Raw genomic sequence first — 12,262 nt, forward strand, 5'->3', positions numbered from 1 at the left:
ACCGGGGACCCAGGCCAGGGACTCGGATCAGGGAGTCAGATCAGGGGGCGGGGCTCCGGGTCCCGGGGCAGGCCGAGCAGCCGCTCCGCGACGACGTTCAGCTGCACCTGGGTGGTGCCGCCGGCGATGGTCAGACAGCGCGACATCAAGAAGCCGTGCAGCGCCCGTTCACCGGCCCCTTCGCGCACCGCCCCCTCGGGGCCAAGCAGTTCCAGCGCCAGCTCGGCGACCTTCTGCTGGTGCGGGGTCTGCACCAGCTTGCGGATGCTGGCGCCGGCTCCCGGCTCCAGCCCGGAGACCTGCTGGAGGGTGGTGCGCAGGGCGATACAGCCCAGGGCGTGCGCCTCGGCGGCCAGCGCGCCCACCTTCGCCCGCACCGATGCGTCCAGCGCCGCGGCGCGGCCGAGCAGCGCCTCCAGTCCGGTGTCGAAGGTCAACTGGTCGGCCATGTGGACGCGTTCGTTGTCGAGCGTGGTGCGGGCCACCTTCCAGCCGTCGTCGACCTCGCCGACCACCGCGTCGGCGGGCAGCAGCACATCGTCGAAGTAGACCTCGTTGAACAGGGCGTCGCCGGTGATCTCCTTCAGCGGGCGGATGTCGATACCGGGCGTCTTCATGTCGACGAGGAAGAAGGTCAGGCCCTTGCGCTTGGGCGCGTCGGGGTCGGTGCGGGCGAGCAGGATGCCGTGACTCGACCACTGCGCCGCCGAGGTCCACACCTTCTGGCCGTTGATCCGCCAGCCGCCGCCGTCCACCCGCTCGGCGCGGGTGCGCAGGGACGCCAGGTCCGAACCGGCCTCGGGCTCGGAGAAGAGCTGGCACCACAGCAGATCGCCGCGCAGCGACGGCAGCAGATAGCGCTCCTGCTGCTCCTGGGTGCCGTGGGCGATCAGCGAGGGCACCACCCAGGTGGCGATGCCCAGATCGCTGATCCGGACCCCGGCGGCGGCCAACTCCTGCTGGATCGCGAGCTGCTGTACGGGGCCGGCGCCCAGTCCGTAGGGCCGGGGGAGGTGCGGCGCGGCATAGCCGGTGGGGGCGAGTTCACGCCGTACGGCCGCGGGGTCGAGGCCGCGGACCCCGTCGATGACCGTGCGGGCGGCGGCCCGGTGGTCCGCCGCTTCGGCGGGGAGCTCCAGGTGCAGTGCGCGCCGGGCGCCGTCGGCGGCGTAACGGGCGGCGCGCAGCCGGTGGGTGTCACCGCTGCCGAGCAGCTGACGGGCCACGGTCGCCCGCCGCAGATGGAGATGGGCGTCGTGTTCCCAGGAGAAGCCGATGCCGCCGAGAACCTGGATGCAGTCCTTGGCACAGCTGAAGGCGGCGTCCAGGGCGGTCCCGGTGGCCAGTGCCGCGACCAGTCCGCGGACCTCGGGCGGCTCGTGCAGCGCGCGGGCCGCGTCCCAGACCAGGGCGCGGGCCTGCTCGCAGCGGACGAGCATGTCGGCGCAGAGGTGTTTGACCGCCTGGAACTGGCCGATCGGACGGCCGAACTGCTCGCGCACCTTGGCGTGTTCCGCGGCGGTGTCCAGCGACCGGGCGGCCGTCCCGCAGCTCTCGGCGGCGAACAGCACCCCGGCGATGTCACGGACGAGGTCGCTGTCGACGGCCAGCAGCCGCTCGCCGGGCACCGGCACCCCGTCCGCGCTCACCTCGGCGGTCGGCCGGGTCGGATCGGCGCTCTCCTGGGCGCGTACGGACAGTGTCCCGGCGTCGACGGCGAGCCAGACGGTGTCCGTGGAGGTCCGCGCGGCCAGCACGATCAGGTCCGCGTCGGCGCCGGCCAGGACCGGGGGTGCGGTGCCGTCCAGGACGTAACCGTCGGCGTGCGCGGTGGCGGTGAGGGAGCCGGGGCCGAGGGCGACCGCGGCGATGCGCTCCCCGCTTGCCAGGGCCCGCACGAGGGGCCGGTGTCCGCCGCCGCGGTGCAGCAGTTCGGCGGCGAGGGTGGTCGGCAGATACGGGCCGGGGAGCGGGGCGCGGCCCAGTTCCTCCAGGACGACGGCGAGGTCGAGCAGTTCACCGCCACCGCCGCCGTCGGCCTCGGGCAGATGCAGCCCGAGCAGGCCCTGCGCGGCGAGCTGGTCCCAGTACGGGGGCCGTCCCTGCTGCCCGTGCGCGGTGTCGAGCAGCTTGCGCACCTCGTCGGGCGGCACGGCACGGGCGGCCCACCCGCCCACTGCCTCGGCCAGGTCACGTTGCTCCGGTGTGATTCCGATGCCCATGCGGGGCAGACTAGAACACGTTGCATTCTGGCGGAAGGTCAGAGCCGGGGCGGGGTACGGCCGGGCCCCGGAGCGCGGGGTGCACGGAGCGCGAAGTCCGGAGCCCGGAGCCCGGAGCGCGGAGCGCAGACGCGAAGCACGGAGCGCGCTCCGCCCCTCCGACACCCCGGGCAGCGACGACCCGCCGCCACCAGGGACCGCCCGAAGCCGTCCGGACCACCCGGGGACCATCCGGGACCGCCCGGGATCGTCCGGCCCGCCCCGCACCGCCCTGCACCGCCCGGAACCATCCGGCATTCCCCAGGGAACGTTTCGGATGCGAACAGGAAACGGTCCGGTGAATTCCGGTGCGAGTCCCCGCACACCACCGCGCGCCGCCATTCCCTCCCCACCCACTCCCCCGCCGCGAATTGTCGCTTTCGGGCAGCAGGGAAACGACCGACGATAAAAACGTCGGGAACGGACCGGAAACCGGCGGGAACCCGGCCGGAACCGACAGGAAGAGCCAGGTTCCCCGACGCACGGAGAAAGGAACCCCGTGCCGATATCCGAATGCCGGAAGGGGGTGACCCGCACACCGGGCGCCCCGCCCCGTACGGCACGATGAGGCCCTGACCGCACCACCAGGAGGAAGCCCATGCCCGCTCCCACGGCTCCGACCGCTCCGCAGCCGGAGATCCTCGCCGCGTTCGAGGCAGCGAAGGGCTTCATGCCCGTGGACGAGGGCCTCGCGCTGTACGCGGCGGCGGCAGCGGCGGCCACGCTCGGGCTGCCGCTGGTGGAGGTCGGCACCTACTGCGGCCGGTCCACGATCCTGCTCGCGGACGCCGCACGCGCCGCCGGGGTCATGGCCGTCACCGTCGACCACCACCGGGGCAGCGAGGAGCAGCAGCCCGGCTGGGACTACCACGATCCGACCGTCGTGGACCCCGAGGTCGGCCGGATGGACACCCTGCCCGCCTTCCGCCGCACCCTGCACGCCGCGGGCCTGGAGGAGCAGGTGATCGCCCTGGTGGGCCGGTCACCGCAGGTCGCGGCGATCTGGCGGACGCCGGTGGGCCTGGTCTTCATCGACGGCGGGCACACCGACGAACACGCCACCGCCGACTACGAAGGCTGGGCGCCGCACCTCGCGCCCGGCGGCCTGCTGGTGATCCACGACGTGTTCCCTGACCCGGTCGACGAGTGGACGGGCCAGGCCCCGTACCGCATCTACCGCAGGGCCCTGGAGTCCGGCGCCTTCACCGAGATATCCGCCCACCGGTCGCTGCGCGTACTGCGGCGCACCGGGGCCGGCATCTGAGCGGGCTACGATCGCCGACGTGTCGAACGGCAGTACTCTCCCCCCGCACCGCCGCCTGCGCGGCACCCTCCTCGTCATAGCGGCCGTCGTGGCGGTCGTCGGCCTGGGGGGCTGGCTGGCCTGGCGGTCGTCGGGCGACGGTGGCGGGCCGCCGGGGGCCGGGCAGCCCGCACCGGGCCGGTCGGCGGGGAACGGGACCGACGGCACGGGCGGCTCCGGCGGCGGCAGCCACGACCCGGCCGGCAAGGACGGCGGCCGGGGCTCCAACGGCCATGGTTCCAGCGGTGACCCCGGCAAGGGCGGTCCGCACGGCAGCCTCAAGGGCAAGGTCGTGGTGATCGACCCCGGTCACAACCCGCACAACAGCGATCACGGCCAGGAGATCGCCCGGCAGGTGGACATAGGCAACGACCGCAAGGAGTGCGACACCACGGGCACCTCCACCAACGACGGTTACGCCGAGGCCTCGTTCACCCTGGACGTGGCCCGCCGCGCCCGCACCCTCCTCCAGGACGCGGGCGCCGAGGTCGTGTTCACCCAGAACGGCGACCGCCCGTACGGGCCGTGCGTGGACGAGCGCGCCGCCATCGGGAACAAGGCGCATGCCGATGCCGCGCTGTCCCTCCACGCCGATGGCTCGGGCGCCGGCAACCGCGGCTTCCATGTCATCCTTCCCGCCCGCGTGACGGACGGCCCGGCCGACACCGCCGCGATCGTCGCGCCCTCGAAGCAACTGGGGAAACGGCTGGCCGGCCGGTTCCGCGCGGCCACCGGAAGCGCACCGTCCAATTACATCGGCCAGGGCACCGGGCTCGACGTGCGCTCCGATCTCGGCGGCCTCAACCTCTCGACGGTGCCGAAGGTGTTCATCGAGTGCGGCAATATGCGCGACCCGAAGGACGCCGCGCAATTGACCGACCCCCGGTGGCGGCAAAAAGCGGCCCGCGGGATCACCGAGGGCATTACGGACTTCTTGACGCACTGACGGACCGTCGGCAACGGCTTCCGAAACCCACCCGATACCGGCCCCGATACGTCGTGCCGATAGTGCGGGGAAACGAACAGGACGGCCCGCAGGATTCGGCGACAGGTTCCCCTTTACGATGGGTGGCCACCGCCGTGCCTCGCACTGCGCGCACCGCGACAGCGACGACCGGACCCACGAAACCGACAAAGGACCCTTACGTGAACATCCGCTCCCTCACTCGAGGTGACGGCGTGGTGATCGGAGCAGCGGTGTTGCTGTTCATCGCCTCGTTCCTCGCTCTTACCGGCGGCCCGGACTGCTCCGGCGCGCTCGCCAAGTACTGCGAAGCCCAGGACTACTCCAGCATCAACGCCTGGGAATCGCTGAACACCCTCATGAGCGTGTACCTGGCCGGGGTGATCGGCGCGGCGATCATCATCGTCAGCCGTGCGCTGCCGCAGCAGCAGCCGCGCAAGGTGGCCGGTCTCGACCTCGCCCAGTTCGGTGTCGCTCTCACCATCTTCGCGGCCTGGACGGCGCTCTGGACCATCATCTCCATCGGCAGCGCCGGCGCCGGCCTGATCATCGGCGTGATCGCCGCCCTGATCCTGGCCGGTGGCGCCGTCGCCACGCCGCTCGTCCCGGCCCTCAAGGTCGCCCTGGTCGGCGCCCCGAAGCCGCAGGCCGCCGCCCCCTACGGCGCGGGCCCCAACCCGGGTTACGGCTACCCCGGCGCCCAGCAGCAGGCGGGCCACGGCTACGGCTACCCGGGCGGCCAGCAGCAGCCCCAGCCCGGCCAGCCCTACGGTCAGCAGGCACCGGCCGACGGCACGGCCGGCGGCCAGGCGGGAGCCGCCCCCATGGGAGCCGCCCCCGCGGCCGGTGCCCCCGCGGACTTCGCGCCGTTCTGGTTCGCGGTCCCCGTCGCGCGCCCGCTGTACGGCGAGGACGGCTCGCCGGCGCCGATCGCCGAACTGGCGCCCGGCACCTGGTACCTCGCGGTGGAGCAGCGCGGCCAGGCCCTGATCGCCCAGACCCAGGACGGCCGTCGCGGTGTCCTCCAGGACACCACCGGCATCCAGCGCGGCTGACTCCGGACGCACAGCGGTCCTTTCGCGGCCCCTCGCCCTCACGGGCGGGGGGCCGTTGCGCTGCCGGGGGCGCCTCACTGCCAGGGCCGTTGCACTGCCGGGGAGCCGTTGCACCGCCTGGGGGCCGTTGCGCTGCCGGCGGCCCGGCCGTACAGTGCGCGGGCACCCAGCAATCCTGACGCACCGTCAGAATCACTCCCCGGACGGCGGCGCCGGCGTTGCGGCACCACTCGGCCACCGCCCGTCGAAGAGAGGCGATCGGTATGCGACTCGGTCTGGCACTGGGCTACTGGGGACGCGGCCCGGACCCCCGGCACCTCGAACTCGCCCGGGAGGCCGAGCGGCTGGGCTACGACTCGGTGTGGACCGCGGAGGCCTGGGGCTCGGACGCCTTCACCGCGCTCACCTGGATCGCCGCCCACACCTCCCGCATCAAACTGGGCACCGGTATCGCGCAGATGGCGGCCCGCACCCCCACCGCCACCGCGATGCACGCCCTCACCCTCGACCATCTCTCCGGCGGCCGGCTGCTGCTGGGCCTGGGGCTGTCCGGACCGCAGGTCGTCGAGGGGTGGTACGGGCGGCCGTTCCCCAAGAGCCCGCTGACCGCCACCCGCGAATACGTGGACGTGATCCGCCAAGTCCTGCGCCGGGAGGGGCCGGTGGAGGCGGACGGGCTCTTCCACCCGCACCCCTACCGCGGCGCGGACGGCACCGGCCTGGGCAAACCGCTCAAGCCCATCACCCACCCGCTGCGGGCGGACCTTCCGCTCCTCCTGGGCGCCGAGGGCCCCAAGAACATCGCCCAGACGACCCGGATCGCGGACGGCTGGCTGCCGCTGTACTGGTCGCCGCAGCGCACCGACGTCTACCGGGCCTCGCTGGCGGACGCCCCGGACGGCTTCCTCATCGCCCCCATGGCACGCGCCGTGGTCTGCGACGACGTCGCCGAGGGGCTGCTGCCGGTCAAGGCGATGCTCGGCTTCTACATCGGCGGGATGGGGCACGCCGCCAAGAACTTCCACGCCGATCTGATGGCACGGATGGGCTTCGAGGAGGAGGCCCGGCGGGTGCAGCAGCTCTTCCTCGAAGGCCGCAGGGAAGAGGCCGTACTCGCCGTGCCGGACGCCTTCGCCGACGAGATCTCCCTGGTCGGCCCGCGCCGACGGATCGCCGAACGCCTGGAGTCGTGGCGCACCGGACCGATCACCGATCTGCTGGTCACCGCCCCGGACCCGCACACGCTACGGGTATTGGCCGAGCTCAACTCCTGACCGCGGCAGCCGTGCCGCTCACCCGAAGGACGCGTACGTCAGCCACTGGTCGAGCAGGGCGCGCTCGCCCAGCACCTCGACCCGGTCGCTGTCGGCGGGCAGCCGGCGGTAGAGGACCTGGAGCACATCGGTGAGGGGGCCGCGCAGCGCGACCGCCGCCTTCTCATGGGTATGGCGGTGGGTGGGCGTCTCCCCCGTGAGATCGAGCAGCCACTCGGCGGCCACGCCGGGCGGGGCATCGGTGGCGTGGACGTGGATCGTCCGGCCGGGGCCGCACAGTCCGGCCCCGTGCTCGGCGAAGCGGGCCGCCACCATCGGCAGTTCGCCGATCTGGAGCCACTCCTCCAGGCAGTCCGCCGCGACCGGGGCGGGGACGTCGAACGGGACACCGGCGGTGAGCGCCGCATCGGCCCGGTGGACGACCGTCTCATGGGTCATCCGGCGGGCCCAGAACCCCGTGTTCTGCGCCGTCGTCCAGCTCCAGACCTCGGTATCGGGGCCGGCCTCCCGCAGTGCGGCCACGGTCCGCTCGATGCCCGCCGCCAGCCAGGCGTCCAGCGCCGCCGCGTCCTCGCCCTCGGGCCCGGCGCCCTCGGGGACGTCCGCGGGGTCGACGCTCTTCGCAGCGCGGGTGGCGACGATCGTGCCGACCCAGCGGTGCGCACCCCCCACATGCCGGGCGAGGTCGGCCAGCGTCCAGTCGGGGCAGGTCGGCACGGTCGCCGAGAGGTCGGCCGTCCGCACGATGTCCCGGAGCCTGCCGGTCTCGGCGAGGAGCTGAGCGCAGTATTCCTCGTGGGTGAGGGAGCCTTGGAGAGTCATGCGCCGCACAGTAGTGCGCCCCTCCTCGGCTCGTCCCCCTCTTTTGGCGCGTCCCTGCCGGGCGCCCACCGGGCTCCTACCGGCAGCAGTCCGGAGCGAGTCCCTCCGGCAGTCGCTCGCCTCCGAAGACCGAGGTGGTGGCCTCGTCGCCGCCCAGAGCGGCCACGGCGAGCAGAAGCGAACCGGCTGTCCAGGAGGTGAGTTCGCGTGGCCAGATCGCGTCGTCGTCGAAGACATAGCCGGTCCAGTACATGCCGTCCTCGGCGCGGAGGTGCTGCATCCACTTGAGGATCTGCACGGCCCGTTCGGACTCCCCCATCGCCCACAGCGCGAGCGCCAGTTCCGCGCTCTCGCCGCCGGTGACCCAGGGGTTGGGCAGCACACAGCGCACGCCCAGGCCGGGCACGACGAAATGCTCCCACTCCGCGTCGATACGTGCCCTGGCCTCGGCGCCGCGGACCGCACCGCCCAGGATCGGGTAGTACCAGTCCATGGAGTAGCGGGCCTTGTCGAGGAACCGCTCGGGGTGGCTGCGTATCGCATGGCCGAGGCTGCCGACCGCCAGCTCCCAGTCGGGCTGCGGCTCCTCGCGCTGTTCGGCGAGGGCGAGCGCACAGCGCAGCGCCTGGTATATCGACGACGAGCCGGTCAGCAGCGCCTCGTTGACGGGCGTGCCGTCGTCCTCGCGCTTCCAGCCGATCTCGCCGCCGGGCTGCTGGAGCTCCAGCACGTACTCGACCGCCGAGTGGACCGCGGGCCACATGCGGTCGAGGAAGGTCTCGTCGCCGGTGGACAGGTAGTGGTGCCAGACGCCGACCGCGATATAGGCGCAGAAGTTGGTCTCCCGGCCGCGGTCGGTGGGCGCCTCGGCGTCACCGTCGGCGTAGGCCGCGTACCAGGACCCGTCCGGGTTCTGGTGCCGTACCAGCCAGTCGTACGCGGCCTCGGCACGCTCGTGTTCACCGGCCGCGTCCAGGGCCATGGCGGCCTCGGTGTGGTCCCACGGGTCGAGGTGGTGGCCGCGGAACCAGGGGATCGCGCCGTCCGACCGCTGGGTCGCGAGGATGCCGGCCACCGTGCGGGCCGCCTGTTCGGCGGTGAGCACCCCCGGCAGGACGAGCCGTTCGGTACGCCCGGGACTTGTCACTTGGCGGCCCCGGCGGAGGGCTTGGCGGAAGACTTGGAGGCGGGCTTCGCCGGAGCCTTGGTGCCCGACGTGGCGCCGGACTTGGCGCCGGACGTGGCGCCTTGCGCGGACTTCCGGCGCGGTGCGGAGGACTTGGCCGCCGGCTTCGTGGCCTTGGTGGTCTTCGTGGCCCCGGTGGCGGGACCGGCGGTGGCCTCGTCGGCGGGACCGGCGGTGGCCTCGTCGGCCGGCTCGCCCGCATCGGTGGCGGCCGCCGTCTCGGGCAGATGCGGCTTGGTGGCGTAGACGACGAAGCTCTTGCCGATGACGGGGTTGAGCGCCCGCTCGGCGAGCCGGGTGGCCAGCGGCTTCTTCATGATGTCCCAGACCAGCAGCTTGTGGTACGCCTGCACCGGCAGCGCCTTGTCGTTGTCCACCCCGAAGGCGCACTTGAGCCACCAGTAGGGGCTGTGCAGCCCGTGTGCATGGTGGGTGCCGTACGGCTCCAGTCCGGCCTCCCGTATCTTGCCGAGCAGCTCGTCACCGCGGTAGATGCGGATGTGGCCGCCCTCGACCTCGTGGTAGGCGTCGCTGAGCGTCCAGCAGACCTTCTCGGGGCCGTACCGCGGGACGGTGACGGCGATCCGGCCGCCGGGGCGCAGCACCCGGACCATCTCGGCGAGCACTCCCTTGTCGTCGGGGATGTGCTCCATGACCTCGGAGATGATCACGACGTCGAAGCTGTCGTCGGGGAACGGCAGGTTCAGCGCGTCGCCCTCCATGGCGGTGGCGGAGGCACCCGCCGGGGCCTCGCCCGCCTCCTCCATCGCGGCGAACCACTTGGCGACCTCGCGGATCTCCTCGCCGTTCTGGTCGAGGGCGACGACCTGCGCGCCGCGCCGGTAGCACTCGAAGGCATGCCGGCCGGCGCCGCACCCCAGATCGAGTACACGATCGCCCGGAGCGAGCGGGAAACGGGAAAAGTCGACGGTCAGCACGGCGTTCTGCTTTCGTCCGGCGGTGGGTGGCGGTGGTGGCTGCGGAAGGAACTACGGGCCGGGCAGACGGGCTAGACGCGTCCGGCGGGGCTCGGGGCGGGCGCGGCGCCGGCGGCCCCAGCGGACGCGGCCCGCAGGGAGGTTCTGGTGGCGGCCCGGCCGCCCTGGAGGGCGATGGCCTCGCGGTAGCGCTCGGCGGTGCCGAGGGCGGCCTGGCGCCACGTGAAGCGGGACAGCACCCGTTCCCGGCCGGCCGAGCCGAGCCGGCGGCGCAGCGTCTCGTCGCCCAGGAGGCGGAGCAGCCCGCCCGCCAGTGCGTCGGCATCCCCCGGCGGCACCGCGAGACAGGTCTCGCCGTCCGGCCCGGCGACCTCGGGGATGGCGCCGCCGGTGGTCGCCAGCAACGGGGTCCCGGTGGCCATCGCTTCGGCCGCGGGCAGCGAGAAGCCCTCGTAGAGGGAGGGGACACAGGCAATCTGGGCGCTGCGGACCAGATCGACGAGTTCGCCGTCGGTGATGCCCTTGACGAATTCGATCGCGCCGGACAGTCCGAGCCGCTCGATGGCGGCGGCGACCGGCCCGTCGTCGGCGCGCTTGCCGACGACCACCAGATGCGCGTCGGGGTTCTCGGTGCGCACCTTGGCGAGCGCCTCGACCAGGTGGATCAGGCCCTTGAGCGGCACATCCGCGCTGGAGGTGGTGACGATCCGTCCCGGTACCTCGGGCACCGACGCATCTGGCGCGAACAGGTCGGCGTCGGCGCCGATATGCACCACATGGATCCGGCCGGCGGACACCCCGAGGTCGTCGACGATCTCCTGGCGGGAGGAGCCGGAGACGGTCAGCACGGACGGCAGCCGCCGGGCGACGCGCTTCTGCATACGGGTGAAGCCGTACCAGCGGCGGACGGAGGCGCGGCGCTTCCAGCCGTCGGCGGCTTCCAGGTCGAGCCGGCGGTCGACGGTGATGGGGTGGTGGATGGTGGTGACCAGCGGGGCGCCGAGCGCGCCGGGGCCGCCGAGCAGGCCGTAGCCGAGGGTCTGGTTGTCGTGGACGACATCGAACTGGCCGCGGCGGGCGGCGAGATGGCGCCGGGCCCGCAGGGAGAAGGTCAGCGGCTCGGGGAAGCCGCCGGTCCACATCGTGCCGACCTCGATTGCGTCGATCCAGTCGCGGTACTCGCCGCGCTTCGGCGTACGGAACGGGTCCGGCTGGCGGTAGAGGTCCAGGCTGGGCAGTTCGGTCAGGGTCACCCCGTCGTCGAGGACGGGGTAGGGCTGGGCGCCGATGACCTCGACGGTGTGGCCGAGCCGGGCCAGTTCGCGCGAGAGGTGGCGTACATAGACGCCCTGACCGCCGCAGAACGGGTTCCCCTTGTACGTGAGCATCGCGATCCGCAGGGGACGCTCGCCGTTCGACGGGGCGGAGGCCGAGGGGGCCTCTGCGGGGCGAGGCGCGGCTGCCTGGACGGCCTCTGCGGTCACGCTCGGCCCCCTTCTCACTGGACTTTCGCCGGAGCGTAACCGCTGGCGGTAATCTAGAACAAGTTTCAGAACTGATTGGCTACTCATCAGTTCACCGAGCTTCGAATCTACCGGCCGAGAACGATGCGAAAAGAGCCGCACCAGGTGATTCGCGCCACCACCCGCCCCCCTGCCATGCTGTGCCGATCACACCACCGGCACTCGCCGCATCGCGGACGGAATGCCACGGAATGGGAAATATGACTACGGAATCCAAGGCGGCCAGGCCGACGCTTCCCGCGAGTCCTCCCCTGACCGAGCGTCAGGAGGCCCGGCGCCGCCGCATCCTGCACACCAGCGCCAAGCTGGCGTCCCGTGGTGGCTTCGACGCCGTGCAGATGCGCGAGGTCGCCGAGTCCTCGGGCGTCGCGCTGGGCACCCTCTACCGCTACTTCCCCTCCAAGGTGCATCTGCTGGTCGCCACCATGCAGGACCAGCTCCAGCACATGCACGAGACGCTGCGCAAGCGTCCGCCGTCGGAGCAGGACCCGGGGGCGCGGGTCGCCCAGACCCTGATGCGGGCGTTCCGCGCACTCCAGCGCGAGCCGCATCTCGCGGACGCGATGGTGCGCGCGCTGACCTTCGCCGACCGCTCCGTCAGCCCCGAGGTCGACACCGTCTCCCGGCTGACCACCGCGATCATCCTCGACGCGATGGCCCCGCCCGTCGCCCACCACCACCCTTCGCAGGAGCTGGCGCGCCCCTCCATCTCGGCCACCCCCGAACAGCTCTCCGCGGTCCGGGTCATCGAGCACACCTGGCACTCGGCGCTGATCACCTGGCTGTCGGGACGCGCCTCGATCGCCCAGGTGAAGATAGACATCGAGACGGTCTGCCGCCTGATCGACCTCACCTCACCGGACCGCGAGCGGTAACCCCGACCCCGCCGGACCCGCGAGCGTCAACCCCGACCCCCCGCCGGAACGGGCCGCCGAG

At 72.7% G+C, this 12,262-nt stretch carries 9 protein-coding genes and 1 pseudogene; 5 read left to right on the plus strand and 5 right to left on the minus strand.

The window, feature by feature from the left end:
* Positions 1–35: 35 nt before the first annotated feature.
* Entirely contained in the window at positions 36–2,222 is a 2,187-nt protein-coding gene (locus M8I34_RS33570; RefSeq protein ID WP_250056094.1) for an acyl-CoA dehydrogenase, read from the minus strand.
* A 637-nt stretch (positions 2,223–2,859) separates the two neighbouring features.
* On the opposite strand from M8I34_RS33570, the gene M8I34_RS33575 reads away from it, so the two are divergent.
* From M8I34_RS33575 to M8I34_RS33590, 4 genes are all read left to right on the plus strand, one after another.
* Positions 2,860–3,525, plus strand: coding sequence for a class I SAM-dependent methyltransferase (locus M8I34_RS33575; RefSeq protein WP_250056096.1), 666 nt, complete (start codon positions 2,860–2,862; stop codon positions 3,523–3,525).
* Positions 3,526–3,544: 19 nt separating this feature from the next.
* On the plus strand, positions 3,545–4,510 hold the full coding sequence (locus M8I34_RS33580; protein ID WP_250056106.1) for an N-acetylmuramoyl-L-alanine amidase: 966 nt from the start codon (positions 3,545–3,547) through the stop codon (positions 4,508–4,510).
* Between the two features lie 200 nt (positions 4,511–4,710).
* On the plus strand, positions 4,711–5,583 hold the full coding sequence (locus tag M8I34_RS33585; protein ID WP_250056108.1) for a DUF5336 domain-containing protein: 873 nt from the start codon (positions 4,711–4,713) through the stop codon (positions 5,581–5,583).
* 263 nt (positions 5,584–5,846) lie between these two features.
* Positions 5,847–6,857 carry an LLM class F420-dependent oxidoreductase gene (locus tag M8I34_RS33590; protein WP_250056109.1) on the plus strand — a complete coding sequence of 337 codons (1,011 nt, stop codon included), beginning with the start codon at positions 5,847–5,849 and terminating at the stop codon, positions 6,855–6,857.
* A gap of 18 nt (positions 6,858–6,875) precedes the next feature.
* Here M8I34_RS33590 and M8I34_RS33595 read toward each other — a convergent pair whose 3' ends face one another.
* The 4 genes and pseudogenes from M8I34_RS33595 to M8I34_RS33610 form a co-directional block, all read right to left on the minus strand.
* Complete coding sequence (locus tag M8I34_RS33595; RefSeq protein WP_250056111.1) at positions 6,876–7,679, minus strand: maleylpyruvate isomerase family mycothiol-dependent enzyme; 804 nt, start codon at positions 7,677–7,679, stop codon at positions 6,876–6,878.
* 76 nt (positions 7,680–7,755) lie between these two features.
* Positions 7,756–8,826 (minus strand): prenyltransferase/squalene oxidase repeat-containing protein, encoded by a 1,071-nt coding sequence (locus M8I34_RS33600; RefSeq protein ID WP_250056114.1) that lies wholly within the window; start codon positions 8,824–8,826, stop codon positions 7,756–7,758.
* A gap of 248 nt (positions 8,827–9,074) precedes the next feature.
* Positions 9,075–9,803, minus strand: a pseudogene (locus M8I34_RS33605) (methyltransferase domain-containing protein); the annotation flags it as partial.
* Between the two features lie 71 nt (positions 9,804–9,874).
* Complete coding sequence (locus M8I34_RS33610; protein ID WP_250056116.1) at positions 9,875–11,287, minus strand: glycosyltransferase family 4 protein; 1,413 nt, start codon at positions 11,285–11,287, stop codon at positions 9,875–9,877.
* A 239-nt stretch (positions 11,288–11,526) separates the two neighbouring features.
* On the opposite strand from M8I34_RS33610, the gene M8I34_RS33615 reads away from it, so the two are divergent.
* Positions 11,527–12,201: a TetR family transcriptional regulator gene (locus M8I34_RS33615; protein WP_250056119.1), complete on the plus strand. Its 675-nt coding sequence runs from the start codon at positions 11,527–11,529 to the stop codon at positions 12,199–12,201.
* Positions 12,202–12,262: the final 61 nt, after the last annotated feature.

The sequence above is a fragment of the Streptomyces sp. MCA2 genome, assembly GCF_023544705.1.
In the GTDB taxonomy this organism is placed as follows: Bacteria; Actinomycetota; Actinomycetes; order Streptomycetales; family Streptomycetaceae; genus Streptomyces; species Streptomyces decoyicus.